Genomic DNA, 25832 nt, shown 5'->3' with positions numbered 1-25832 from the left:
CGTGGTGTCATGACCGAGGTTCGAGAGTTCCGCATCGACGTTCCGCAGGCCGACTTGGACGATCTGCACGACCGGCTCGACAGGACCCGCTGGGCGCCGCAGCTGCCCGGCGGGTGGGCGCGTGGGGTGGAGTCGGGGTGGTTGCGGGAGTTGGTGGCGTACTGGCGGGACGGGTTCGACTGGCGGGCTCAGGAGGCTCGGCTCAACGGGTTCCCGCAGTTCGTCACCGAGGTCGACGGGCTCGACGTGCACTTCCTGCACGTCCGCTCGGAGGACCCGGGGGCGGTGCCGTTGTTGCTGGTGCACGGCTGGCCGAACTCGTTCGTGGAGTTCGTCGAGGTCGTCGGGCAGTTGCGGCACTTCCACCTGGTCATCCCGAGCGTGCCCGGGTTCGGGTTCTCCCAGGCGCCCGCGGGCCGGTTCACGGTGGCCGACGCCGGTCGCATGTTCGCCGCGCTGATGGACCGCCTCGGGTACACCCGGTACGGCGTGCAGGGCGGTGACCTGGGCGCCTACATCGCGCCGGAGGTCGCCAAGGCCGCGCCGGACCGGGCGGTCGGGGTGTACGTCAACGGCGGGCTCGGGTTCCCGAGCGAGCAGGACGAGCTGACCGACGAGGAGCGGCAGGGGCTGTCGTGGATGTCGGAGTGGTCGAGCGGGGCGGTGGACCACCACGGGTTGCTGCGTGCCGCGCCGCAGACCTTCGCCTACGGGTGGCACGACTCGCCGGTGGGGTTGTTGGCGTGGATGATGCAGAAGTTCCGGGAGTTCGCGGTGACGGTGGACCTGCCCGAGCAGGCCATCGACCGTGACCTGCTGTTGCTCAACACCGCCGTGTACTGGTTCACCGGCACGTCGGGCTCGTCGTCGTGGTTCATGTACGACACCGAGCGGTTCGCCTGGCCGGTGGGGCAGGACCTGGTGCCGACCGGCGTGTACAGCGGCCCGCCCGGCATCCGGCGGTTGGCCGAGCGGCACAACCGGGTCGTGCACTGGCCGGAGGGCAACCCCGGCGGCCACTTCGTGGCGATGGAGGAGCCGGTGGTGTTCGCCAAGGACCTCTCGACGTTCTTCGGCGGCCTGCGGTGAGCGTCGTGGCACGGCGGATGGCCCGGCACCACCTGACGGCGCCGGGCTCGTCCGCCGCCGAGGTGGTGCGGGCGATGTGCGGGGCGCACGCGCAGATCGCCTCGGCGGCGGAGCTGTCGGTCGGCATCCGGCTGGCCGACGCGACCCGCCAGACCGTCCGGGACGCGCTGTGGGTGGACCGGACGCTGGTCAAGACCCGCGGCCCGCGCGGCACGGTGCACCTGCTGCCGGCGGCGGACCTGCCGATGTGGCTGGGCGCGCTGGAACAACTGCCCGTCAAGCTGAGCATGCTCACGCCGGAGCAGACCGACCAGGTGGTGGCGGCGATCGCGGGCGCCCTGGCCGACACCGAGCTGACCGCGGCGGAGCTGACCGACGAGGTCGTGGCCCGGACCGGGCCGTGGGCCGGTGACCCGGTGCTGGAGGCGTTCCAGGGCAAGTGGCCGCGGTGGATGGAGGCGCTGGGCGTGGCGGCCAACCGGGGCGCGCTGTGCTACGCGCCGAACAAGGGCCGCAAGACCGCCTACACCAGTCCGGCCCGGTGGCTGCGCGGGGTGCGACCGGACCCGGACGGCGGCGTGCGGCTGCTGGAGCACTACCTGCGCTCCTACGGCCCGGCCCTCCCCGAGCACTTCGCCCGGTGGCTGGGCGCGCCGAGACGGTGGGTGGACGGCCTGTTCGCGCGGGCGGAGGTCGAGGAGTGCGCGGGCGGGTTCGTGGTGCGGGGTGACACGGAGTTCCCGGCGGAGCCGCCGCGCGGGGTGTGGCTGCTGCCGTACTTCGACGCGTTCGCGGTGGGCTGCCACCCCAGGGAGGAGCTGTTCCCGGGGCGGGCGGCGCAGCGGGCGCTCAGCGGCGGGCAGGCCGGGAACTTCCCGGTCGTGCTGGTGGACGGCGTGGTCGCCGGGGTGTGGCACCAGCGGCGGTCGGGGAAGCGGATCGCGGTGACCGTGGAGACCTTCGCCGAGCTGTCCTCCGGCCGGCGCCGTGAGCTGGACGAACGGGTGGAGCGGGTGGGGGCGGTGATGGAGGGGCGCGCGGAGTCGACCCTCGGCCCGGTCACGGTCGGCGCCCACGCCTAGTCGGCCGGGGGCGCAGGCCTAGGCGGCCAGGGTCACGCCGATCGACGCCCCGACCTGCATGCTGACCGGCACCGCCGCTCCCGCGACGCCGGCGTCGGGTCCCGCGTCCCGGGTGGCGGTGTTGTTCGCGTGGGACATCACCCAGCCACCGCCCAACCCCAGCAACACCATCGTCGGCAGGGCGGAGGTCCAGTAGCTGCCCTCGCCCAACAGCACCACCGCCACCCCTGCCACGACCAGGCCGCTGACCAGCGGGAACGGCACCCGGATGTGGGCCGCGAGCAGGATCGCCGCCGTGTAGGGCAGGAAAGCCAGGCCCGCGAGGGCGGGGCCGAGCCCCAGGGTGGTCTGGAGGTGGAAGGTCAGGTCGTACAGGGCTCCGAACGACGCCGTGGACAGGGCGAGGACCGCCAGGTAGGCGCCGGCGCGGGCCGGGTGGCGCAGGACCCGGGGCGGCAGGAGCGGGTTGGGGGTCCGGTGCTGGTGCCACCAGAACACCACCAGGAGCACGGCGCCGAACCACCAGCCGTGGACGATCGCGGCCAGGCCCGCCGTGGCGAGCACCGCGCCGACCCAGTCGACGCGGCCACCGGTGCCGGGGGTGGGAACGACCGTGGTGAGGATGCCGACCAGGGCGGCGGCGGCCAGGGGCAGTCCCAGGTACATGCTCCAGCGCCAGTCCAGCGCCTGGGTGAGGGTGCCGCCGAGGACCAGGCCCAGGCCCGACGAGCTGCCCATGATCGTGCCCCAGATCCCGAACGCCCTGGCCCGGTCCTGCGGCGTGGTGAACGAGGTGCCCAGCAGCGCTAGGGCGGCCGGGGCGTAGAGCGCGCCGAACAGGCCTTGCAGGACCCGGGCGGTGATGATCGTGGCGGCGTCGACGGCCAGGCCGCCCAGCAGGGAGGCGGCGGCGAAGCCGAGGACGCCGACGACCAGGCACCGGCGGCGGCCCAGCAGGTCGGACAGGCGGCCCCCGACCAGCAGGCACCCGCCGAAGGCGAGGGCGAACCCGGCGACGACCCAGCGCGTGGCGTCGTCGGACAGGCCGAGGTCGTGGCGCAGGGACGGCAGCGCGATGGTCACGATGGTGGCGTCCACGGCGATCATGAGCTGGCCCAGGCCCAGGGCGAGGAGTCCCCACCAGCGGCGGGTGTCGGTTCGGAGCACGTCTCCCCCAAAAAGGTTGGTCAAGCCAATGTTGGCGGGACCAACGCTAGTGGATCGTTGGCGCGACCAACAAGTGGGTAGACTGCGGCGCATGGAGATGACAGGGGCGCCCGCTCGGCTGCGCGGCAGGCCCAGTTGGCTGCTCAACTCGGCGGCCCTGCAAGCCACCCGCCTGGTCAACGACGGGTTCGCCGCGGTCGGCGCGCGTCGCTACCACTACAAGCTGCTGGCCACGCTGGAGGAGTTCGGGCCCGCCAGCCAGGCCGACCTCAGCCGTCGCGGCGGGGTGGACCGCAGCGACGTGGTGGCCGCGGTCAACGAGCTGGCCGAGCGCGGGTTCGTGGAGCGCGCGGTGGACCCGGCCGACCGGCGGCGCAACATCGTCACGATCACCGAGGCGGGCACGCGGCACCTGGAGCACCTGGACGAGGTGCTCGCCGGGGCGCAGGACGCGCTGCTGGCGCCGCTGTCCGCCGCCGAACGGGAGGAGCTGGTGGGCATGCTCGGCCGGATCGTGGAGCACCACTCGTGAGGGCCGTCGTGCTCAGCGGGCCGGGGCCGGTGGAGAACCTGTCGGTGGTGGAGCTGCCGGTGCCCGAGCCGGCGGAGGGCTGGGTGCGGATCCGGGTGCGGGCGTTCGGGCTCAACCGGTCCGAGCTGCACAGCCGGCTCGGGCTGGCCGAGGGCATGGTGTTCCCGCGCGTGCCCGGCATCGAGGCGACCGGCGAGGTCGACAGCGACTGCGACCTGCCGCGCGGGCAGCAGGTGGTGGCGATGATGGGCGGCATGGGCCGGGTGTTCGACGGCGGGTACGCCGAGTACACCGTGGTGCCGCGCGCCAACGTCGTGCCGTTCCGCTCCGAGCTGCCCTGGGACGTGCTGGGCGCGGTGCCGGAGACCCTCCAGACCGCCTACGGCTCGCTGACCACCGGCCTGGACCTGCGCGGCGGGCAGACCCTGCTGGTCCGGGGCGGCACGTCCGCCCTCGGGTTCGCCACCACCGCCCTGGCCAAGGACCTCGGCGCGACCGTCCTGGCCACCACCCGCTCCCCCGACCGCCTGGACGTGCTGCGCGCGCACGGCGTGGACGTGCCCCTGGTCGACGACGGGAAGGTGGCGGCGCAGGTCCGGGAGCTCTACCCGGACGGGGTGGACGCGGCGCTGGAACTGGTCGGCACCCCGACCCTGCCCGACACGCTCGCCGCGACCCGCGTGCACGGCACGGTGTGCTTCACCGGGATGCTGTCCGACGAGTGGCTGGTGCGCGACTTCTACCCGATCGGGTACCTGCCCAAGGGCGTGCGGCTGACCGCGTACGGCGGCGAGGCCTCCGACCTGCCCGCCGAGGTCCTCCAGCGCTACCTCGACCAGCTCGCGTCGGGCGAGATCGCGCCCGGCCCGACCACGGTCTACCGGCTGGAGGACATCCGCGCCGCGCACGACGACCTGGAGCACAACCGCCGGGTCGGCAAGCTCGTCGTGGTGCTGTAGCGAACTTCTCCGGCGGAGGTGTCGATCCGGCGGCCGGCCGTTCGTGTAGGGGGCGAACCGACCCAACGGGAGGACGTCATGACGCACTACCTGATCAGCGTGATCGAGCCGAGCGGCTACGACATCCCGGAGCCGGAGGTGCTGGAGAAGATCATGCACGACGTGGAGGCCGTCGACGCCGACATGCGCGAGAAGGGCGTGTGGGTGTTCGCCGGCGGCCTGCACGGGCCGGAGGCCGCGACCACGCTCCGGCCGCAGGGTGACGAGGTGCTGGTCACCGACGGGCCGTTCACCGAGGCCAAGGAGCACATCGGCGGGTTCTCCATCATCGACGTGCCCGACCTGGACGCGGCGCTGGAGTGGGGGCGGCGGATGAGCGTGGCGTGCACGCTGCCGGTCGAGGTGCGGCCGTTCCACACCCTGCCGGGCTGATGTCGGCCGGGGTCGAGGAGGTCTTCGGCCGCGAGTACGGGCGTTCGGTGGCCGTCCTGGCCCGTGTGTTCGGCGACCTCGACATCGCCGAGGAGGCGGTCCAGGACGCGTTCGCCGAGGCGGTGCGGCGCTGGCCGGAGACCGGCACGCCGCCCAGCCCGGCGGGCTGGATCATCACCACGGCCCGCAACCGGGCGGTGGACCGGCTGCGCCGCGAGGCCCGCCGGGAGGACAAGCACGCCCAGGCGGCGCTGCTGCACGCCCGCGACGAGCCCGAGTGGGACGACCAGGGGGTGGACGTGGTGGCCGACGACCAGGGGGTGGACGTGGTGGCCGACGACCGGTTGCGACTGATCTTCACCTGCTGCCACCCCGCGCTCAACCTGCCCGCCCGGGTCGCGCTGACCCTGCGGCTGCTGGGCGGGCTGAGCACGGCGGAGATCGCGCGGGCGTTCCTGGTGCCCGAGGCGACCCTGGCGCAGCGGCTGGTGCGGGCCAAGAACAAGATCCGCACCGCCCGCATCCCCTACCGGGTGCCCGGCGAGGCCGAGCTGCCCGACCGGCTGCGCTCGGTGCTGGCCGTGGTCTACCTGGTGTTCAACGAGGGCTACGCGGCCTCGTCCGGCGAGCACCTGGTGCGCCGGGACCTGTGCGCGGAGGCGATCCGGCTGGGCCGCCTGCTGGTCGAGTCGATGCCCGACGAGCCGGAGGCGGTCGGGCTGCTGGCGCTGATGCTGCTCCAGCACGCCCGGCTGCCCGCCCGCGTGGACGAGCACGGCGCGCTGGTGCGGCTGGCCGACCAGGACCGGTCGCGGTGGGACGCCGGGCTGCTGGCCGAGGGCCGCGCGCTGGTGCGGTGGTGCCTGCGCCGCGGCCGGCCGGGCCCCTACCAGATCCAGGCGGCGGTCAACGCCGTGCACAGCGACCCGCCGCCCACCGACTGGCGGCAGGTCGTGGCCCTGTACGACCAGCTCATGGCCTGCGCGCCGTCTGCCGTGGTGGCGCTGAATAGGGCGGTCGCCGTGGCAGAGGTCGACGGGCCGGAGGCCGCAATGGGCCTTGTGGACGCGCTGTGTATGGATAGCTACCACCACTACCACGCTGTCCGGGCGGAACTGCTGCGCAGACTGGGTCGCGTGGCCGAGGCGGCAGGGGCCTACCGGCGGGCGTGGGAGCTGGCCGGGAACGCGGCGGAACGGGAGCTGTTGGCGCGCGCACTCAGCGAAGTCGGCGGACCAGGTCCGCCACCTCCTCCGGCGTGAACTCCAGCGCGAGGTGCCCGATCGTCAGCTCCAGCGCGCACACGCCGGGGGCCACCGACTTGGGGAAGCGGGGCAGCTCGACGCCGGTCTCCTCCAGCAGTTTCTCCGCCGCCGGCTGGACCGCTTCGCGCGGCACCGGCAGGTGGATGTGGAACAACGGTGTCTGCGGCACGTGCGGCACGGTACGCGCATAGCCGTCGGCGTTGACGGCCGCCGCCACCGCACGGGCGTGGGCGAGGAACTCCGGCATCCTGGGCAGGGTCTCGTCGAGGCCCAGGTCGGCGGCCACTGCCAGGGGCCACAGGTCGGGCAGGTTGCCGCCGAGTCGCGTTCGCCACACTCCGGCCTGGTCGACGGTTTCCCGGTCGCCGGCCAGCACCGCGCCGCGCACGCCTTCCAGGCCCTTGTAGAGCGAGACGTAGACGGTGTCGAACAGGGCGGCGATCTCGGCGTGCGGCCGGTCGTAGTAGGGCTGGGCCTCCCACAGGCGCGCCCCGTCGAGGTGGGTGGCCGCCCCGCGCCCGGCGGCCCACTTGGTCTGGGCGACCAGGTCGTCCCACTCGGGCAGCAGGCCGCCGATCTCGCGTTGGGGCAGTTCCAGCAGCAGGGTGGACACCGGTTCCTTGACCTCGGCGAGGTCGTCGGTGGTGAGCAGGCCGTTGGGGTCGCCGACCGGGCGGTGCACGAGGTGGTGGACGGCGTTGTAGCCCTGCTGCTCCCACAGCGCCACGTGCGCGGTGGGGTGGGCGGCGAAGGTGCGGCGGCCGGTGCGGTCGGCGTGCACGCGCAACGCGACCTGCTGCGCCATCGTGCCGGAGGGGAAGAACAGGGCGGCGGGCTTGCCGAGCAGCTCGGCGATCCGGGTCTCCAGGTCCTTGACCGGCTGGTCGGGGCGGGTGCCCGGCGGGACGCGGTCGAGCAGGCGGCGCAGCGTGGCGTGCGGGTCGCGGCGCAGCCGGGAGTGCTGGACGAGGGACCGGCGGATCTCGGGTGCCATGCGCGCGAGTCTGTTCGGTGCTGCCAGGGTCTGGCAACACGGTTTCCAGTCGATCGACTGATTCGGCGACGGACGTCCGGTTCGTAGCGTCCTGATCATGAGACCTGATCTGAGCCGTGCGGACGCGGACGTGGTGCTGGTGGCGCCGTTCGCCGACGAGTTCGACGACCGGCCCGCCGGTCTGGTGGCCGCGCACCGCCTGGCTGGCGAGGACGGCGACGAGGTGACCGTGGCCCAGTTCGCCGGCGCCGCCGCGCGGGAAGGGTTCACCGCCTACCGCCGGTACCGGTCGCTGTCCCGGTCCGACCGCGCGCCCGGGTGCGTGGTGCTGGTGCGGGTCGAGCTCGAGCCGGGGACCGGCGCGCAGTGGGTGGACCTGGTGGTGGCCGCGCTGGCCGAGTCGGCGGACCTGCCGCCGGGCGGGATCTCCGGGCACTTCCACGTCAGCGACGACGGGTCGCAGGTGCTCAACTACGCGGAGTGGGAATCGGCCTCGGCGCACCGCGAGGCGGTCGAGCGGGGCGGCGGGTCGGTGGCCGTGGGTACGGCGTGGCAGCGGGTGCACGCGTTCCACGGGTTGAAAAGTTCTACCGTCCAGCGCTACCGGCACACGGATACTGGTGATCATGGGCAAGGTCTATGAACGCATCGACGGGCGGCTGCGGGAGTTCATCGAGGCACAGCCGGTGTTCTTCACCGCGACCGCACCGCTGGCCGCCGACGGTCACGTGAACGTCTCCCCGAAGGGCCGCGCCGGCACCTGGCGCGTCCTGGACGAGCAGCGCGTGGCGTACCTGGACTTCGGCGGGTCGCACGCCGAGACCATCGCCCACCTGCGGGAGAACGGCCGGATCACGCTCATGTGGTGCGCGTTCGACGGCCCGCCGAACATCGTGCGGGTGCACGGGACCGGCGAGCCGGTGTTCCGCGACGACCCGCGCTTCACCGAGCTGGTGGCGGGGTTCGGGGAGGCGGACGGGCCGGCGGTGCGTGCGGTGGTGGTCGTGACGGCGAAGCTGATCAGCGACACGTGCGGGTTCGCCGTGCCGTTGATGGACTACCGCGAGGACCGGACCCTGCACGCCGACCACTTCGGCCGCAAGACCGACGAGCAGTTCCGCGCCTACTGCGAGTCCAAGCCGCACAACCACGCCAGCATCGACGGCCTGCCCGCGCTCCCGCTCCCCCTGCCCCAGCGCCCGTGAGGGTCAGGCTTCGACGGTGAGCACGATCTTGCCGCGGGTGCGGCCGGTCTCCAGCAGTTCGTGGGCCTTCACGGCCTGCTCCAGCGGCAGGACGGTGTCCAGTTCGGTGCGCAGGAGCCCCCGGTCGACCAGGTCGGCCAGGGCGAGCAGGCCGTGGCGGTCCGGTTCGCACAGCACGGCCGCGGTGCGGACGTCCGTGCCCGACGCGGCGGCGTCGAGGGTGTCCAGGGATTTGCCCAGGATGGTGACGACGAGACCACCGGGCTTGACCGTCGGCACGGACCGGGCGCCGATGTCCCCGCCGACGGTGTCGTAGGCGACGTCGACGTCCCGCACGACCTCGGCGAAGTCCACGGCGGTGTAGTCGACCACCTCGTCGGCGCCCAGGGATCGGACGAAGTCGTGCTTGGCGGCGCCGGCGGTGCCGATGACGTGCGCGCCGCGGGCCTTGGCGATCTGGACGGCGACGTGCCCGACCCCGCCGGCGGCGGCGTGCACGAGCACCCGCTGACCGGGCCGGATGTCGGCGGTCTCGACCAAGCTCTGCCACGCCGTCAGGCCGACCAGCGGCAGCGCGGCGCCGTGCGGGTGGTCCAGCGCAGCGGGCTTGCGCACGAAGTGCCGGGAGGGGGCGACGACGTACTCCGCGTACGCCCCGGCCTGGCGCGGGAACAGCGGCATGCCCACGACCTCGTCGCCGGGCGCGAACAGGGTCACGCCGAGCCCGACCTCCTCGACCACGCCGGACACGTCCCAGCCCAGCACGAACGGCGGCGTGCCAAGCAGACCGCCGGAGGCGCGGGTCTTGGCGTCGACCGGGTTGACGCCGGCGGCGTGGACGCGGACCAGGACCTCGGTGGGTCCGGGGGTGGGCTTGGGCAGGGCGACCTCGTGCAGCACGTCGGGTCGGCCGAGTCGGTCCTGGCTGATGGCGCGCATGGTGCTCATGGCCCCGATCCTCATCGACGCCTCCGGCGGCGGGCCACCCGGGACCGGGCCAAGATCCGCAAGGTTCAGGCCACGACCCGGTAGTGGGTGGTCAGGCGCAGGTCGTCGGACAGCACGTGGAACGCGACGGCGGGCGGCAGGTCCAGGTCGATGACCTCGTCCGACTCCCAGGGCAGCAGCAGCGTGTTGACCACGCCCGGCGCCACGCGCAGCGGCAGGCCCGCGAAGGTGGAGGCGGCGGCGGTGTGGGCGTGCCCGCACAGCAGTCCCACGACGTTGGTGTGGCGGGCCAGCACGGCGGCCAGGCGGTCCTCGCCGAACTGGCGGATGGCGTCGATGCTCGGCTGGTGCACGGTCACCGGCGGGTGGTGGAAGCACACGAACGTCGGCGCGCCCTGCGCCAGCACCCCGTCCAGCCAGGCCAGGGTCTCGTCGTCCAGCAGGCCCTCGGAGCGGCCCGGGATGGACGAGTCGCACAGCGCGAAGACCACGTCGCCGATCTTCTCGACCTGGTTGACCGGGCCGTCGCCGGCCGGGCCGCCCAGCAGGACCCGGCGGAAGTTTCCGCGGTCGTCGTGGTTGCCCGGCAGCACCAGGACCGGGACCTTCGACCTCAGGTGCTCGCGCGCGAGCTCGTACTCGGAGGTGAGGCCGTGGTCGGCGATGTCGCCGCTGACGAGGATCGCGTCCAGCGGACCCGGCAGCCCGTCGAGGTGCTCCAGGACGCGACGCGCCCGGGCGGTGGCGCGGGCTCCGCCGTCGAAGTGGGTGTCGCTGAGGTGCGCGAAGACCAACACGGCGTCGAGCCTAACCGCACCCGAACGGGCACCGGGCCGATCACGTCCGCTCTACGCTAACGGTGCGGCGTGTGGCGCCGATCACCTCGGAAAGGGGGCGGTCGTGCTGGTCGAGGCTCAGCGGAACCCCGTGCGCCGGGTGACCGGGCTGGCGCGCAGCACGCCGGGCCGGCTGACGTTGCTGGCGCTGCTGCTGGTGGCGTTGACGCTGCTGGTCGGCGCGTTGACGGCGACCTCGGTGCAGCGGCGTTCCGACGCGCTGACCGCGTTGGCCGACCGCAGCGAGCCGCTGGCGTTCGCCGCGCAGGAGGTCTACCGGGCGATGGCCGACGCCGACGCCACGGCGGCCAGCGCGTTCCTGTCCGGCGGGGTGGAGTCGGCGGCGCTGCGGCAGCGCTACGAAGCGGACGTGGCCAAGGCCGCGGCGGCGTTGTCGACCGCGACCAGCGAGATCACGCGGTCGCCGGAGCTGGGTGAGGCGCTGTCGACGCTGTCGCAGCAGCTGCCGGTGTACACGGGGCTGGTCGAGACGGCGCGGGCGCACAACCGGCAGGGCAACCCGGTGGGCGCGGCGTACCTGCGGGAGGCCTCGACGCTGATGCGCGACCGGCTGCTGCCCGCGGCGCACTCGCTGTACCGGGCGGAGAACGCGAACGTGGTGCGGGACCTGGGCGGGGCGACGGCGTTGCCGTGGTTGGAGCTTCTGTTGGGCGCGGTGCTGCTCGGGGCGTTGGTGGCGGCGCAGCGGTTCCTGACCCGCAAGACCAACCGGCTGCTCAACGTGGGGCTGGTCGCGGCGACGGCGGCGGCGGTGCTGTCGCTGCTGTGGGTGCTGGGCGCGTCGGTGGTGGCGGTGTCGGGGGCGTCGTCGAGCCGGGACGACGCCGAGGTCGTCGACGTGCTGGCGCAGGCGCGGATCCAGACCCTGGCCGCGCGGCGCGACGAGACGTTGACGCTGGTGGCGCGGGGCAGCGGCGGTGAGTACGAGAAGGGTTTCGTGGCGGCGTCGGACGAGCTGCGGGGGTTGCTGGACCGGGCCGGGTCGGGGGCGGCGGTGACGCACTTCGAGGCGTGGCAGCAGGCGCACCAGCGGGTCCGGGAGGCCGACGACCGCGGCGACTACACCGCGGCGGTGGGGTTGGCGCTGGGGTCGCGGCCGGACGGGTCGGCGGTGGCGTTCGAGGCGTTGGACGGCGACCTGCGCGAGTCCTTGGGGGCGGCGAGGGCACGGTTGACCGACACGATCGCGGGCGCGCGCGGCGCGTTGACCGGTGCGGTGCCGGCGGTCGTGCTGTTGGCGCTGGTGGCGGCGGTCGCGGTGGCGGCGGGGTTGTGGCAGCGGTTGAAGGAGTACCGATGAGGAGCGTGCGGGCGGTGTTGACCGGCGTGGTCGCGGCGGTCGCCGTGGCGTGCGCGCCCGTCCCGAGCGGGGCGCCGGACATCGGGGGCGGGTCGGCGGTCGTGCCTCGCCCGGACGACGCGTCGGAGTTGACCGCGCCGCCGAGTTCGGCCGCGGCGGCGGTGCCCTCGTGCGACGCGACGGCGAGCCTGCGCCCGCAGGGAGCGCCGCCGGCGGCGGGGCAGATGCCCGCGGGGTCCACGATGGAGCGGATCGTGCGCAGTGGCCGGTTGCGGGTCGGGGTGGACCAGAACACCTACCTGATGGGGTTCCGCAACCCGTTCTCCGGGCAGTTGGAGGGCTTCGACGTCGACATGGCGCGCGAGGTCGCGCGGGCGTTGTTCGGCGACCCGGAGAAGATCCAGTTCAAGGTGCTGACCTCCGAGCAGCGCATCCCGGCGCTGGAGAACGGCGAGGTGGACGTCGTCGTCCGCACGATGACGATCAACTGCGAGCGGTGGCAGAAGGTGAACTTCTCCACCGTCTACTACCAGGCCGGGCAGCGGGTGCTGGTGCCCTCGTCGTCGGAGGCGACGGGGATCGAGTCGCTGGGCGGGAAGAAGGTGTGCGCGACCAAGGGGTCCTCGTCGCTGGCCAACGTCGCCAACGCGCCGTCGCGGCCGATCGCGGTGGAGGTGCCGAACTGGACCGACTGCCTGGTGATGCTCCAGCAGGGCCAGGTGGACGCGATCTCCACCGACGACACGATCCTGGCCGGGTTCGCCGCCCAGGACCCCTACACCAAGGTCGTGGGGCCGAAGTTCACCGCCGAGCCGTACGGGATGGCGATGCCCAAGGCGTCGGAGGACTTCGTCCGGTTCGTCAACGCCCTGCTGGAACGGCTGCGCGCGGACGGCACGTGGGCGTCGATCCACCGGCGGTGGCTGGGTGAGCCGCCCCCGCCGCCGGTCGCGAAGTACCGGGACTGACGTGGACACCGGCGCGGAGGTGGCGCGGCTGCTGGCGGAGAGCGACCGGGTGGCCCAGGCGCTGCTGGCGATGGAGGACCACCCGGGTCACCTGCTGCTGCGCGGCTCGGGGGTGACCGGGGCGACGGCCGCGCGGTGGGCCGGCGCCGAGGCGGCGGTGGTCGTGCTGTGGGAGTGGTTCGACACCTACCGGGTGTTCCTGGACCGGGTGCGGGCGGCGAAGGACGAGGCGGTGCTGGTGCGGCTGCTGACCGGGGCGGAGGTGGTGTTGTCGGCGGCGGTGCCGGTGCGGACGTTGACCTCGCCCGCGGTGGCGGCCGAGCGGGTGACCGTGGCGGAGCTGGTGGCGCGGATGAAGGCGCACTACGCCGAGGTGACCGCGTTGTTCGAGGAGGTCCACCGGGCGTGGTCGGAGCGGCTGGCGGTGCTGGACCCGCTGGAGCGGCGGCTGGCCGGGTTGGTCTCCTGCGACGAGGTGGAGGGGCTGCGCCGGGAGGTGGCCGCCGCGCGCGCCCGCGCGGTGTCCGACCCGCTGGACCCCGACCCCGGCGTGGACGACCTGGCGCGCCGGGTGGTGCAGGTCGCGGCGCTGCACGAGGGTTTCCCCGCGCGGGTCGAGGCGGTGGCGCGGCGGTTGGCGGAGGCCGAGGAGCTGCGGGCGCGGGCGCTCGCGGTGCGCCGCGAGGTGGTGGCGACCATCGTCGGCGATCATCCCAGGGTACCGGAAGTTTCCGGGCCGCGCGGGGCACTGGAGGCGCTGCGGGTGCGTTTTCCTGAGGTGCGGGAAGCGGAGGTGGCCGGGGTGGAATCGGCGGCGGAGGCCGTGGTGGCGCGGGCGCGGGCGGTGCTGGAGCACCTGTCCGGGTCGTTGGCGCGCCGCTCCGAGCTGCGCGGACGCCTCGACGGCTACCGCGCCAAGGCCACCGCCCGCGGTCACGCCGAGGACGCGGAGCTGTCCGCGCTGCACCGGGCGGCGCGCGAGGTGCTGACCGCGGTGCCGTGCGACCTGCGGGCGGGGACGGTCGCGGTGGGCCGCTACCAGCGCGCGGTGCTGGACCGGACGGAGGGGGCGCGATGACGGCGCTCGACCGGCGGCCACGGGAAGCGGAGGGGGCGCGATGAGGACGTGTCCGCGGACGGGCTGCGGCGGGCGGATCGAGGACGACGGGTTCTGCGACCGCTGCGGCCTGGAAGCGCCTGTGCTGCCCGAGACCGCCCCCGCTCCGGTGCCGGCGGGAGTGGCCCGCGCGGGCGGCCGGGCGGCGGGAGCCGGCGCGGGCGGTGGTTCGGCGGGCTCGGCGTCGGTGAAGGGCTCGGCGGGGACAGCGGCTTCCACGGGGTCGGCGGGGTCGTCCGGTACCGCTGCGGCGGCGCCGGAGTTCGACTCCGGGCCGGGTACCGCGCCGTGGTCGGCCACGGCGTCGACCTCGTCGGCGGGGCGGTCGCGTCCGCTGTCGACCCGGTCGTCGGGGCGTGGCCGGTTGGGCGCGGGTCTGGTGGAGGTGCCGCGGGTGCCCTACCGGGACCCGAAGACGGCCGTGCTGGACGACCCGGAGGTGCCCGAGGCCAAGCGGTTCTGCTCCTCGTGCGGCAAGGAGGTCGGCCGGGGCCGGGACGGGCGGCCGGGTCGGGTGGAGGGGTTCTGCCCGCACTGCGGCCACCACTTCTCCTTCACCCCGAAGCTGGAGCCCGGCGAGGTGCTGCACGAGCAGTACGAGGTGCTGGGGTGCCTGGCGCACGGCGGGCTGGGCTGGATCTACCTGGCCGCCGACCACGCGGTGAGCGACCGGTGGGTGGTGCTCAAGGGCCTGTTGGACTCCGGGGACGCCGACGCGATGGCCGCGGCGATGGCCGAGCGGCGGTTCCTGGCCGAGGTGGAGCACCCGAACATCGTCAAGATCCACAACTTCGTGCGGCACGCCGACCGGCGCACCGGCGAGCTGGTCGACTACATCGTGATGGAGTACGTCGGCGGCACGTCGGTCAAGGACATGATCAAGGCGATGCGGGCGGCGGGCACGGGGTCGGAGTCGCTGCCGGTGGCGCAGGCGATCGCCTACGCGCTGGAGGTGCTGCCCGCGTTGGGCTACCTGCACGGGGTGGGCCTGCTGTACTGCGATTTCAAGCCCGACAACGTGATCCAGACCGAGGAGCAGCTCAAGCTGATCGACCTGGGGGCGGTGCGGCGCGCGGACGACCGGCACTCCCCCATCTACGGCACGATCGGCTACCAGGCGCCCGAGATCGGCACGGTGGGTCCGTCGGTGGCCTCCGACCTGTACACGGTGGGTCGGGCGCTGGCGGTGATGTGCTTCCAGTTCGACTTCCGGGGCCGGCACAAGGAGTCGCTGCCGGAGGACCAGCCGGTCCTGGTGCGGCACGACTCGTTCCGCCGGTTCCTGCTGCGGGCCACGCACCGCGATCCCGAGCAGCGGTTCGTCTCGGCGGAGGACATGGCCGAGCAGTTGACCGGGGTGCTGCGGGAGGTGTTGGCGCAGCAGGACGAGGTGCCGCGGCCGGGGTTGTCGCGGCAGTTCACGCCGGAGCGGCGGGCGTTCGGCACGGAGGGCGCGCCGGGGGCGTGCGCGGTGGCGGGGTGCCTGCCGGTGCCTCAGGTGGACACCGCCGACCCGGCGGCGGGGTTCCTGGCGACCGCGACCACCGGCGACCCCGACCAGCTGGTCACGGCGTTGCGGGCGGCGCCGGTGCAGACGGTCGAGGTGCGGTTGCAGGTGGTGCGGGCGTTGGTCGAGGCCGACCGGGCGGCCGAGGCGGTGGCGGAGCTGGACGAGCTGGAGTCGCCGCCGCTGCCCGACCCCGACGACCCGCAGGTCCCGGCCCCGGGTGACTGGCGGCCCGGCTGGTACCGGGGGTTGGCGGCGCTGGTGGGCGGGGACGCGGCGGCGGCGCGGGAGCGGTTCGAGCAGGTGTGCGACGTGCTGCCGGGTGAGGCGGCGCCGAAGCTGGCCGTGGCGGTGGCGGCGGAGCTGGCCGGTGACCGGGGTGCGGCGGAGGCGTTCTACCGGGTGGTGTGGCGCACCGACCACGCCTACGTCAGCGCGGCGTTCGGGTTGGCGCGGGTGCTGCTCGCGGCCGGTGACCGGGAGTCGGCGGTGGCCGTGCTGCACTCGGTGCCGGAGACCTCCAGCCACCACGTGGCGGCGCAGGTGGCGGCGGTGCGGGCGCAGGCCGGGGGCACGCCCGACGACGTGGTCGCCGCGGGCGCCCGGTTGTCGGGGTTGGAGTTGGACGTGGCGCGCCGGGTCGGGTTGACCGCGGAGCTGCTGCGCACGGCACTGGAGTCGTTGCCGCGCAACGGATCCGCGCCGCCGGCGGAGGAGTTGCTGGGCTGCGACTTCACCGAGCAGGGGCTGCGGCTGGGCCTGGAGCGCTGCTACCGGCAGCTGGCGCGGCTGGCCGACACGCCGGAGGAGCGGATCGCGCTGGTGGACCGCGCGAACGCGGTCAGACCCAGGACGCTGGTGTGACCGGACCGCCGCAACCGCCCGACACCGGCCCCGCCGAGGACCACCCGACCGACGATGACCCCCGAGAAGAGCACCGAATGAGCATGGAGACCTGCCCGGAGTGCGCGGCCCCGGTGTCGCCGCAGGACCGCTTCTGCGAGGAGTGCGGACGCAACCTGCGCGTGCAGCGGACCACCGTGGGCGGCCCGGAGACCGTGGCGCGCTGCGCGTGCGGCGGGGAGGTGTTCGACGCCGACGGGTTCTGCGGCAACTGCGGCCGGGCGCGGCCCTCGGCGCGGGACCGGGTGGAGTTCGTGCTGCCGGGGCTGGCCGGGGTCAGCGACCGGGGCAAGCGGCGGCAGCGCAACGAGGACTCGATGGCGTTCGGCCGGGTCCGGGGGCGCGGGGTGGCGGCGGTGGTGTGCGACGGGGTGGCGTCCTCGGAGCGCGCGGAGCAGGCCTCGCAGGTCGCGGTGGACACGGCGGTGGACGTGCTGCTGACCGCCGTGCAGTCGGGCACCGACCCGGAGGCGGCGACGAAGGACGCGGTGCTGGCGGCGGACGCGGCGGTGGCGCGGTTGGCGCGGCCGGGCGCGGACGCCGTGGCGCCGTCGTGCACGTTCGTCTCGGCGGTGGTGGCCGACGACACCGCGACGGTGGGCTGGGTGGGCGACTCGCGTGCCTACCTGGTGGCCGAGGCGGGCGCGGCGCGGTTGACCACGGACGACACGTGGGCGGCGCAGCTGGTCGCCGAGGGGGTGCTGACGGAGGAGGAGGCGCTGACCGACCGGCGGGCGCACGTGCTGTCGCGGTGGCTGGGCGCGGATTCGGGGCTGGAGGGGCCGCAGGCGGTGACCTTCCGGGTGGAGACGCCGGGGCTGCTGGTGCTGTGCAGCGACGGGCTGTGGAACTACCTGCCCGAGCCGGAGGACCTGCTGGCGGTGCTGCCGCGCGGGGTGCCGCCGATCGAGGTGGCGCGGGAGCTGGTGGAGGTCGCGTTGAAATCCGGTGGCCACGACAACATCACCGTCGTGGTCGTGACGCTGCGGGGTGGGCATGGGGCTTGATTTCGGCGTCGAGGTGTTCCAGAACGAGTACCTGCCCGAGGGGCAGGCGCAGGTCGACGCGATCGTGACGGTGACGGCGACCGGGACCGCCGCGCCGGCCCCGGTGGAGGGGGCGGCGGAGGTGCTGATCATCGACACGTCCGGGTCGATGCGGTACCCGCCGACGAAGCTCGCCGCGGCCAAGCAGGCCACCGAGGTCGCCATCGACACGTTGCGCGACGGGGTGATGTTCGCGGTGGTGCAGGGCACCGACGAGGCCGAGGTGCTCTACCCGAGGGGGTCGGGCCTGGTGGCGGCGTCGCCGCACACGCGGGCGGGGGCCAAGCAGGCGGTGGCGCGGTTGCGGGCCGACGGCGGGACGGCGATGGGCCGGTGGCTGATGCTGGCCGACCGGGTGCTGGCCACCCACACCGGCGGCGGGCCGCGGCACGCGATCCTGTTGACCGACGGGCAGAACCAGCACGAGACCTCGCAGCAGCTGGCCCGCACGCTGGACAAGGTGGCGGGCCGGTTCACGGTGGACTGTCGGGGTGTGGGCACCGACTGGGAGGTCGCGGAGCTGCGGCGGATCTCCGAGGCGATGCTGGGGACGGTGGACATCGTCGCCGACCCGGCGGGGCTGGCGGAGGACTTCCGGGCGATGACGGCGGCGGCGATGGGCAAGGCGGTGGCCGACGTGTCGCTGCGGCTGTGGACGCCGGAGGGCGCGGAGGTGGTGTTCCTCAAGCAGGCCGCGCCGGGGTTGCTGGACCTGACCGGGCGGCGGACCGAGTCGGGGGTGCGCACCGGGGACTACCCGACCGGCGCGTGGGCGGCCGGGGAGAGCCGGGACTACCACGTGAGCGTGCGGGTGAAGCCGGCGAAGGTCGGCGACCGGATGCTGGCGGCGCGGGCGAGCCTGGTCTCCCCCGGCGGCGAGGTGCTGGGGCAGGGCCGGGTGCTGGCGGTGTGGACGGATGACACGGCGTTGTCCACGCGGATCAGCCCGGAGGTCGCGCACCACACCGGCCAGGCGGAGCTGGCGTCGGCGATCCAGGAGGGCCTGGAGGCCCGCAAGACCGGCGACACCGACACCGCGACCGCCCGGTTGGGCCGCGCGGTGAAGCTGGCACACGAGTCGGGACGCACGGACACGGCGAAACTGCTGGCCAAGGTCGTGGAGGTGCAGGACCCGGCGACGGGGACGGTGCGCCTGCGCGCGGGGGTGGCCGACGCCGACGAGATGACCCTGGACACCCGCTCGACGGTGACCCGCCGGGTCGGGAAGGGCTGACGGGATGGCCACCTGCCCGTCCGGCCACACCTCGGCCACCGACGACTACTGCGACGTGTGCGGCGCGGCGATCACCGCCCCACCCCCACCTGCAACGGCTCCGACTCCCGCTCCCGTCGAGGCCCAGGCGGAGGAGACGTGCGCGGCATGCGGCGCTCCACGGGTGGGCCGCTTCTGCGAGGACTGCGGCCACGACTCCCTCACCCCCATCCCACCCGCCCCTCCTGCCCCGGGTCCGGCCGGCTCGGGTTCCGCCGCGTCGGGTCCGGCGGGCTCGGGTTCCGTCGGCTCGGGTGCGGCCACCCTGGGCTCGGCCGCATCGGGTCCGCCCGGTTCGAGTTCCGTCGGCTCGGGCGCGGCTGGGTCGGGCGCGGCTGGGTCGCCGGAATTGTCGTACCCCGGTGGGACAATGGAAGCGGGGGCCGGAGGCCGCGCCGCCGCAGGCAGCGCGGGCGGTGCGGCGCAGGTCGCCGCGGGTGTGGAGCGCGCAGGTGTGGAGCGCGCGGGCTGGCACGTGACCGTGGAGGCCGACCGCGCCTACTACGACCGGGTGGTCGCGGAAGGCGGTCCGGACGCCACCGCCGTCGCTTTCCCGGAGTTCTGCCCGCCCCGCCGCTTCGACCTGGTCGGCACGCAGGTCACGATCGGCCGCCGCAGCCGGTCACGAGGCATCTTCCCCACGGTCGACCTGGTCGGCCCGCCCGAGGACGCGGGCGTCTCGCACAGCCACGCCCTGCTGGTCCCGACCGGCGACGGCTGGTCGGTGGTGGACCTGGGTTCGACCAACGGCACGACCGTGAACGACGACCCGAAACCGTTGCGCCCCAACACCCCGCGTCCGCTGGAGGCCGGTGACCGGGTCCACGTGGGGGCGTGGACGACGATCACCCTCCATCGAGCGCCCTGAGGAGGTCAGCTCGTGGGCCGGAAGGCGTCGGCGTGTTCGGCGGCCCACTGGGCGAAGGTGCGGGCGGGGCGGCCGGTGACGCGTTCGACGGTGTCGGTGGTGGTGCGCCCGGCTTCGGGGATCCGCCCGTACAGGCCGACGACGAACGCGGCCTTCTCCGCCGGCCCGCCCGGTGCGACCTGGAAGATCCGCAGCGCGGGTGGCTGCTCGGTCCAGAGGGCGCGGGCCTGGTCGGGGGTGAGTTCCTCGAAGACCAGGTCGCGGCCGGTGGCCTCGGCCAGGTGCCGGACCTTGTCGCGGGGTGTGATCACCTCCGGTCCGGTGAGCGGGTAGGTGCGGCCGTGGTGGCCGTCCCGGGTGAGGGCGGTCGCGGCGACGGCGGCGATGTCGGCTTCGTGCACGGGTGCGCTGGGCCGGTCGCCGTGGGGTTCGCGGACCACGCCCTCGGTGCGCAGCGGCGGTCCCCAGTCGGCGAGGGTGTTGGCCATGAACTCGCCGGGCCGCAGCTGGGTCCACTCGAGGGTGGAGGCGCGGACGGCGGGTTCGAGGGTGCCTTCCTCCCAGCCGCCGAGCATGGTCACGCGGCGGACGCCGGCTTGTTCGGCCAGGGCGGCGATGGCGGTGCCGTTGTCCAGCGGGCGGTAGGTGTGGCCGAAGTTGATCAGGTGGGCGGCGGTGACCCCCGTGAACGCGGCCCGCAGGGACTCGGCGTCGGTGGTGTCGCCGCGCACGACCTCGACGCCAGCGGGCAGATCGGCGCGGTCGGGGTCGCGGGTCAGGGCGCGGACGCGGTGGCCGGCGGCGAGGAGTTGGTCGACGAGGTGGCGGCCGACGGTGCCGGTGGCGCCGGTGACGAGGACGGTCATGCCTGCTCCCGGAAGAGGTGGAGGTGGTCGGTGAGCCAGTCGCGGTAGGTGCGGGCGCGGCCCAGCGCGCGGGTCACCTCGTCGGTGACCTGGGCGGGTCCGGTGCCGCGGGCGTAGCGGGCCATGAGGGCGGTGACGAACGGTTCGGGCAGGCCCGCGCGCAGCAGGTGGTCGGCGGCGGCGTCGGGCGGGGTCTCGGCGTAGGTCAGCGGACGGCCCAGGGCGTGGCCGATGAGGGCGACGAGCTCGCGGTGGGTGTGGGAGTGCGGGCCGGTGAGGTGGACGCGGCGGCCGTCGAGCCGGTCGGTGGTCAGGGCGAGGGCGGCGACCTCGGCGAGGTCGCGTTCGTGCAGGAGCGCTTCGGCGAACTCGGCGTAGGGGCCGCGGACGGTGTCACCGGCGCGGATCTGGGCGGCCCAGGCGGTGGCGGTGTTCGAGGCGAAGGACGACGCGCGCAGGCTCACCCAGGGCAGTCCGCTGCCGACCACGGCGTCCTCGGCTTCCTTGTTGCGGTCGCCGCGGAAGCGGGAGGGCTGCTGGTCGGGCGGGTCGTCGACGTTGGCGGCGGACAGCGCGACCACCTTGGCGACTCCCGCTTCCTTCGCGCGGCGGACGAGGTCGAACGGGTCGGCGACGGCACGCGGGTGCACGAACACGGCGGTGACGCCGTCGAGGTCGGGTTCGGCGACCGGGCGGACGTGGGCGGGCAGGTCGGTGCGGTCGGGTCGGCGGGTCAGGGCGTGGACGGGGCCGGGCAGGGCGTCGAGCAGGTGGCGGCCCACCGTGCCGGTCGCGCCGGCGACGAGGACGGTCATGGGTTCTCCGGATACGATTTCGTGCGAGACGGATACGATACGGAGAACATATCATATGAGTTCCATAGGAGATCGTGAGCGGCGGCGGTCGGTGACCGGGATCAAGCAGTCGCTGCGGGAGCTGCGCAACCAGTTGTCGCTGCTCAACCACCAGGTCGGGGCCCGGCTGCGGCTGCGGGACGTGGACCTGGACTGCCTGGAACTGGTGCTGGAACACGGCCCGCTGACCCCGTCGGCACTGGCGCGGCGAGCGGGCCTGCACCCGGCGACGATGACCGGCGTGCTGGACCGCTTGCAGAAGGGCGGCTGGGTGACCCGCGAACGCGACCCGGACGGGCCGGACCGGCGGGCGGTGCTGGTGCACGCGGTGAAGGACCGCAACGCCGAGGTGTTCGGGCTGTACGCGGGGATGAACTCGGCGATGGACGACCTGCTCGCCGACTACGACGAGGAGCAACTGGCCCTGCTGGCCGACTTCCTGCAACGCACCACGGCAGCCGGCCGCGCGGCGACGGAGGACCTGGCGCAGGAGTGACGTGAGGGCTTAGCGGCTCGTCGTGGCGCGGCCTCCGGCCCCCGCTTCCATTGTCCCACGGGGGTACGACAAGAAGCCGCGCGTACGACGGGAAGCCGAGGGTACGACGGGAAGCCAGGGGTCAGCGTGGGATGGCGTCGAGGGCTTTGTAGACGCGTTTGTCGGAGACGCTGCCGCGGGTGGGGATGGTTTGGGCGAAGTAGCTCAGTCTCAGTTCCTCGATCATCCACCGCACCTCGTCCAGCTCCGGTTGCGGCTCGTCGGCGGGCAGTGAGGCGCGCAGGTCGCGGTATTCGGCGTGGACCTGGTGGATGCGGTCCATCCACTCGCGGTCGCGGGCGAGGTTGGTCGGGAGTTTTTCCAGGCGGCGGGAGATGCCCTGGAGGTAGCGGTGGGTGTCGGAGAGGCGGGCCGCGCCGGCTTCGGTCACGAAGCCCTTGTGGACCAGGCCGGCCAGTTGAGCGCGGATGTCGGCCAGGGAGTCCTCGTAGGGGCCGCCGCGTACGCCGGACAGGCGCAGTTCGGCGTCCTGGGCCGCGTCCAGGACGTTGCGGACCTCGCGGACCACGTCGAACACCGTCTCGCCCAGGTATTTGCGGACGTAGTCGGACAGGCGGGTGAAGCCCCGGGCGTTCCACGCCGGGCCGCCGGCGGAGGTGACGAGGTGGTCGACGGCGGCGGAGATGCAGTCGGCCAGCAGGGGGGCCACGCCGCCGTGCGGGTTGCGGGTCAGGGTGAGCTTCTCCGCGTTGGTCAGGCCGCGTTGCAGCATCTTCACCGGTGAGGGCACGGTGAGCAGCAGCAGGCGGCGGGTGCCGGCGCGCATGGCGTGGGCTTGGCGGCCGGGGGTGTCGAGGATTTCGATCGCGACGCTGTCGCCCTTGTCCACCAGCGCCGGGTAGGCGGTGACGGTGATGCCGGACTGCTGTTCCCGGACCGTCTTGGGCAGCTCGTCGAAGTCCCAGGTGGTGATGCCGGTGCGGGTCAGGCTCGCCGCGGCGGCGGCCAGGGTTTCGCGCAGCCGGCCGCGCAGTTGCTGCTTCAACGCGGCCAGGTCCTTGCCCTGGGCCAGTTCCCGGTCCTGCTCGTCGACGACCTGGAAGGTGAGCTTGAGGTGCTCGGGCACCTGGTCGAGCTGCCAGTCCTCGCGCTGCACGACGACGCCGGTGAGCTGGGTGAGCCGGCGTTCCAGGGCGGGCAGCAGGGGTTCGTCGGGGCTGATGCCGGTCAGCGCGGCGGCGGCGACGTCGGGCACGGGCACGAAGTTGCGGCGGATGGTCTTGGGCAGCGACCGGATCAGCGCCACCACGAGGTCGGTGCGCATGCCGGGGATCTGCCAGGACAGCGAGTCGTCGGGCAGGGTGGTCAACGCGGGCAGCGGCAGCCGCACGGTGACGCCGTCCACGGCCGCGCCGGGCTCGAACCGGTAGGACAGCGGCAGGGTCAGCCCGCCCCGGGTCAGCTGGTCGGGGTAGGCGTCGGGTTCGACCTCGGCGCGGTCGTTGACCAGCATGGACCGGTCGAAGGTGAGCAGGTCCGGCTGCGAGGACCGGGTTTTCTTCCACCACGTGTCGAAGTGCCGCGCGGACACGACCTCCGCGCCGACGCGCTGGTCGTAGAAGTCGTAGAGCACCTCGTCGTCCACGACGATGTCGCGGCGCCGCGCCCGGTTCTCCAGCTCGGCGACCTCCTCCAGCAGCGCCCGGTTGTGGTGGAAGAACTTGTGGTGGGTGGTCCACTCCCCCTGCACCAGGGCGTGCCGGATGAACAGCTCCCGGGACGCATCCGGGTCGATGCGCCCGTAGTTGACCCGCCGCCCGGCGACGATCGGCACCCCGTAGAGGGTGACCTTCTCCATCGCCATCACCGCGCCGCGCTTGGCGTCCCACGCCGGTTCGCTGTAGGTGCGCTTGACCAGGTGCTCGGCGAGCTTCTCGGCCCACTCCGGTTCGATGCGGGCCACGATCCGGCCCCACAGCCGCGAGGTCTCGACCAGTTCGGCGGCCATCACCCACTGCGGGGGTTTGCGGAACAACGCCGAGCCGGGGAAGATCGCGAACTTCGCGTTGCGCGCGCCGAGGTATTCGGTGGCCTGCCGCTTGCCCGGTTCCCGTTTGAGCACGTCCTTGACGCCGATGTGGGACAGCAGGCCCGACAGCAGCGAGACGTGGACGCCGCGCGGGTCGGCGGGCTGCTCGTTGACGTGCACGCCCAGGGTCTTGGCGACCTGCCGCAGCTGCTGGTAGATGTCCTGCCACTCGCGCACGCGCAGGTAGTTGAGGAACTCGTTGCGGCACAGCCGCCGGAACTGGTTGGACGACAGCGCCTTCTGCTGCTCGCGCAGGTAGGTCCACAGGTTCAGGTAGGCCAGGAAGTCCGATTCCGGGTCCTTGAACCGGGCGTGGAGCTCGTCGGCGGCCTGCTGCTTGTCCGATGGCCGCTCCCGCGGGTCCTGGATGGACAGCGCGGCGGCGATGACCATGACCTCGCGCACGCAGCCGTTGCGATCGGCCTCCAGCACCATCCGCGCCAGCCGCGGGTCCACCGGGAGCTGGGCGAGCTTGCGGCCCAGCGGGGTGAGCTTCTGCTCGGCGGGGACGATCGCGCCCAGCTCTTGCAGCAGCTGCACGCCGTCGTTGATGTTGCGCGCGTCCGGCGGGTCGATGAACGGGAACGCGGCGATGTCGCCGAGCCCGATCGCGGTCATCTGGAGGATGACGGAGGCGAGGTTGGTGCGCAGGATCTCCGGGTCGGTGAACTCCGGGCGCGCGTCGAAGTCGTCCTCGCTGTACAGGCGGATGCAGATGCCCTCGGAGACGCGTCCGCAGCGGCCTTTGCGCTGGTTGGCCGAGGCCTGGGACACCGGTTCGATGGGCAGCCGCTGCACCTTGAGCCGGTTGCTGTAGCGGGAGATGCGGGCCGTGCCGGGGTCCACCACGTACTTGATGCCCGGCACGGTCAGCGACGTCTCGGCGACGTTGGTCGCCAGCACCACCCGCCGCCCCCGGTGCGGCTGGAACACCCGGTGCTGTTCGCCGAAGGACAGCCGCGCGTACAGCGGCAGGATCTCGGTGGAGGGCAGGTCCAGGGCGGCGAGCGCGTCGGCGGTGTCGCGGATCTCGCGTTCGCCGGACAGGAACACCAGCACGTCGCCGGGTCCTTCGGCCTGCAACTCGCGCACGGCGTCGCAGATGGCCTGGGTCTGGTCGCGGTCCGGGTCGGCGTCGGGGTCGTCGGGGTCCACGATCGGCCGGTAGCGGACCTCGACGGGGTAGGTGCGGCCGGAGACCTCGATGATCGGGGCGTCGCCGAAGTGCCGGGAGAACCGCTCCGGGTCGATCGTGGCGGAGGTGATCACGAGTTTGAGGTCGGGGCGGCGGGGCAGCAGCTGCTTGAGGTAGCCCAGCAGGAAGTCGACGTTGAGGCTGCGCTCGTGGGCCTCGTCGATGATGATCGTGTCGTAGCGCGACAGCATCCGGTCGGTCTGGATCTCGGCCAGCAGGATGCCGTCGGTCATCAGCTTGACCAGCGTGTCCTCGCCGGACTGGTCGGTGAACCGGACCTTGAACCCCACCGCAGAGCCCAGCTCGGTGTCCAGCTCCTGAGCGACCCGCTCGGCGACCGTGCGCGCGGCCAGGCGGCGGGGCTGGGTGTGGCCGATCTGGCCCAGCACGCCCCGGCCCAGCTCCAGGCAGATCTTGGGGATCTGGGTGGTCTTGCCCGACCCGGTCTCGCCGGCGACGATCACCACCTGGTGGTCGCGGATCAGCGCGGCGATGTCGTCCTTGCGCGCCGACACCGGCAGCTCGGCCGGGTAGGTGATCTTCGGCACGGCTTCGCGGCGCAGCGCCACGCGCAGCTCGGCCTGCTCGACCTCGGCGGCGATCTCGGCGTGGACGGCCGCGCGCGCCTTGTCGTCGCGGATCTTCTTCGCGCCCTCCAGCCGCCGGCGCAGCCGCCGCTGGTCCCGGGTCATCAGGTCGGACAGGCGTCGGTGCAGGTCGGGGTGCGCGGTGGTGTTCATGCTGCCGATCAGGATAGTGGTGCCGTCCGGGCGGGTCCTTCGATTATCCGCCCGGACGGCACCGCACCGGCGGCGCGCGC

23 protein-coding genes are annotated in these 25832 nt (G+C 73.7%); 16 read left to right on the top strand and 7 right to left on the bottom strand.

Annotated elements, in window-relative coordinates; genetic code table 11:
• Positions 1 to 9 precede the first annotated feature (9 nt).
• Positions 10 to 1089 carry an epoxide hydrolase family protein gene (locus tag WBN91_RS06175; protein ID WP_337722151.1) on the top strand — a complete coding sequence of 360 codons (1080 nt, stop codon included), beginning with the start codon at positions 10 to 12 and terminating at the stop codon, positions 1087 to 1089.
• 5 nt (positions 1090 to 1094) lie between these two features.
• Entirely contained in the window at positions 1095 to 2171 is a 1077-nt protein-coding gene (locus tag WBN91_RS06170; protein ID WP_337722150.1) for a winged helix DNA-binding domain-containing protein, read from the top strand.
• Between the two features lie 18 nt (positions 2172 to 2189).
• Here WBN91_RS06170 and WBN91_RS06165 read toward each other — a convergent pair whose 3' ends face one another.
• Positions 2190 to 3338, bottom strand: a complete 1149-nt coding sequence (locus WBN91_RS06165; protein ID WP_337722149.1) for an MFS transporter — start codon at positions 3336 to 3338, stop codon at positions 2190 to 2192.
• A 97-nt stretch (positions 3339 to 3435) separates the two neighbouring features.
• Between WBN91_RS06165 and WBN91_RS06160 the strand changes: the two genes are divergently transcribed.
• From WBN91_RS06160 to WBN91_RS06145, 4 genes are all read left to right on the top strand, one after another.
• Complete coding sequence (locus tag WBN91_RS06160) at positions 3436 to 3870, top strand: MarR family winged helix-turn-helix transcriptional regulator (RefSeq protein WP_337722284.1); 435 nt, start codon at positions 3436 to 3438, stop codon at positions 3868 to 3870.
• Positions 3867 to 4829, top strand: coding sequence for a zinc-binding dehydrogenase (locus WBN91_RS06155; protein ID WP_337722148.1), 963 nt, complete (start codon positions 3867 to 3869; stop codon positions 4827 to 4829). Before WBN91_RS06160 ends, WBN91_RS06155 begins: the two co-directional genes overlap by 4 nt.
• A 78-nt stretch (positions 4830 to 4907) precedes the next feature.
• Positions 4908 to 5261, top strand: a complete 354-nt coding sequence (locus tag WBN91_RS06150) for a YciI family protein (RefSeq protein ID WP_337722147.1) — start codon at positions 4908 to 4910, stop codon at positions 5259 to 5261.
• Positions 5261 to 6523 carry an RNA polymerase sigma factor gene (locus WBN91_RS06145; RefSeq protein WP_337722146.1) on the top strand — a complete coding sequence of 421 codons (1263 nt, stop codon included), beginning with the start codon at positions 5261 to 5263 and terminating at the stop codon, positions 6521 to 6523. The genes WBN91_RS06150 and WBN91_RS06145 overlap by 1 nt, the downstream gene beginning before the upstream one ends.
• Here the strand turns inward: WBN91_RS06145 and WBN91_RS06140 are convergent.
• A complete protein-coding gene (locus WBN91_RS06140) occupies positions 6480 to 7520 on the bottom strand; it encodes a threonine aldolase family protein (RefSeq protein WP_337722145.1) in 1041 nt (346 codons plus the stop codon). The genes WBN91_RS06145 and WBN91_RS06140 overlap by 44 nt on opposite strands.
• A gap of 97 nt (positions 7521 to 7617) precedes the next feature.
• Between WBN91_RS06140 and WBN91_RS06135 the strand changes: the two genes are divergently transcribed.
• Positions 7618 to 8163 carry an antibiotic biosynthesis monooxygenase gene (locus WBN91_RS06135; RefSeq protein ID WP_337722144.1) on the top strand — a complete coding sequence of 182 codons (546 nt, stop codon included), beginning with the start codon at positions 7618 to 7620 and terminating at the stop codon, positions 8161 to 8163.
• On the top strand, positions 8147 to 8725 hold the full coding sequence (locus tag WBN91_RS06130) for a pyridoxamine 5'-phosphate oxidase family protein (RefSeq protein ID WP_337722143.1): 579 nt from the start codon (positions 8147 to 8149) through the stop codon (positions 8723 to 8725). The genes WBN91_RS06135 and WBN91_RS06130 overlap by 17 nt, the downstream gene beginning before the upstream one ends.
• Positions 8726 to 8728: 3 nt before the next feature.
• On the opposite strand, the gene WBN91_RS06125 is transcribed toward WBN91_RS06130, so the two are convergent.
• Both WBN91_RS06125 and WBN91_RS06120 read right to left on the bottom strand, forming a co-directional pair.
• Positions 8729 to 9664 (bottom strand): NADP-dependent oxidoreductase, encoded by a 936-nt coding sequence (locus tag WBN91_RS06125; RefSeq protein ID WP_337722283.1) that lies wholly within the window; start codon positions 9662 to 9664, stop codon positions 8729 to 8731.
• Positions 9665 to 9738: 74 nt separating this feature from the next.
• Positions 9739 to 10470 (bottom strand): metallophosphoesterase, encoded by a 732-nt coding sequence (locus WBN91_RS06120; RefSeq protein ID WP_337722142.1) that lies wholly within the window; start codon positions 10468 to 10470, stop codon positions 9739 to 9741.
• Positions 10471 to 10573: 103 nt separating this feature from the next.
• Here WBN91_RS06120 and WBN91_RS06115 point away from each other — a divergent pair, with 103 nt between their 5' ends.
• The 7 genes from WBN91_RS06115 to WBN91_RS06085 all read left to right on the top strand — a co-directional run bounded on the left by WBN91_RS06115 (position 10574) and on the right by WBN91_RS06085 (position 19512).
• Positions 10574 to 11830, top strand: a complete 1257-nt coding sequence (locus tag WBN91_RS06115) for a hypothetical protein (RefSeq protein ID WP_337722141.1) — start codon at positions 10574 to 10576, stop codon at positions 11828 to 11830.
• On the top strand, positions 11827 to 12798 hold the full coding sequence (locus tag WBN91_RS06110) for a glutamate ABC transporter substrate-binding protein (protein ID WP_337722140.1): 972 nt from the start codon (positions 11827 to 11829) through the stop codon (positions 12796 to 12798). Before WBN91_RS06115 ends, WBN91_RS06110 begins: the two co-directional genes overlap by 4 nt.
• A 1-nt stretch (position 12799) precedes the next feature.
• Complete coding sequence (locus tag WBN91_RS06105) at positions 12800 to 13876, top strand: hypothetical protein (protein ID WP_337722139.1); 1077 nt, start codon at positions 12800 to 12802, stop codon at positions 13874 to 13876.
• A gap of 40 nt (positions 13877 to 13916) precedes the next feature.
• The gene (locus WBN91_RS06100; RefSeq protein WP_337722138.1) at positions 13917 to 16286 is read left to right on the top strand and encodes a serine/threonine-protein kinase; all 2370 of its coding nucleotides are present in this window, start codon (positions 13917 to 13919) and stop codon (positions 16284 to 16286) included.
• A gap of 77 nt (positions 16287 to 16363) precedes the next feature.
• Positions 16364 to 17332 carry a PP2C family serine/threonine-protein phosphatase gene (locus tag WBN91_RS06095; protein ID WP_337722137.1) on the top strand — a complete coding sequence of 323 codons (969 nt, stop codon included), beginning with the start codon at positions 16364 to 16366 and terminating at the stop codon, positions 17330 to 17332.
• Entirely contained in the window at positions 17322 to 18605 is a 1284-nt protein-coding gene (locus WBN91_RS06090) for a vWA domain-containing protein (protein WP_337722136.1), read from the top strand. Before WBN91_RS06095 ends, WBN91_RS06090 begins: the two co-directional genes overlap by 11 nt.
• Before the next feature lie 4 nt (positions 18606 to 18609).
• A complete protein-coding gene (locus WBN91_RS06085) occupies positions 18610 to 19512 on the top strand; it encodes an FHA domain-containing protein (RefSeq protein WP_337722135.1) in 903 nt (300 codons plus the stop codon).
• 5 nt (positions 19513 to 19517) lie between these two features.
• On the opposite strand, the gene WBN91_RS06080 is transcribed toward WBN91_RS06085, so the two are convergent.
• Entirely contained in the window at positions 19518 to 20378 is an 861-nt protein-coding gene (locus WBN91_RS06080) for an SDR family oxidoreductase (RefSeq protein ID WP_337722134.1), read from the bottom strand.
• Positions 20375 to 21193, bottom strand: a complete 819-nt coding sequence (locus tag WBN91_RS06075) for an NAD(P)H-binding protein (protein WP_337722133.1) — start codon at positions 21191 to 21193, stop codon at positions 20375 to 20377. The genes WBN91_RS06080 and WBN91_RS06075 overlap by 4 nt, the downstream gene beginning before the upstream one ends.
• 55 nt (positions 21194 to 21248) lie before the next feature.
• Here WBN91_RS06075 and WBN91_RS06070 point away from each other — a divergent pair, with 55 nt between their 5' ends.
• Entirely contained in the window at positions 21249 to 21728 is a 480-nt protein-coding gene (locus tag WBN91_RS06070; RefSeq protein WP_337722132.1) for a MarR family winged helix-turn-helix transcriptional regulator, read from the top strand.
• A 121-nt stretch (positions 21729 to 21849) separates the two neighbouring features.
• Here the strand turns inward: WBN91_RS06070 and hrpA are convergent, their stop codons facing one another.
• A complete protein-coding gene (hrpA, locus tag WBN91_RS06065) occupies positions 21850 to 25752 on the bottom strand; it encodes an ATP-dependent RNA helicase HrpA (protein ID WP_337722131.1) in 3903 nt (1300 codons plus the stop codon).
• Positions 25753 to 25832: the final 80 nt, after the last annotated feature.

Source organism: Saccharothrix sp. CCNWYY140 (assembly GCF_037401995.1).
Lineage (GTDB): Bacteria > Actinomycetota > Actinomycetes > Mycobacteriales > Pseudonocardiaceae > Actinosynnema.
Note: the sequence above shows the minus strand (reverse complement) of the source record. Positions and strands in the feature narration are given on the sequence as shown.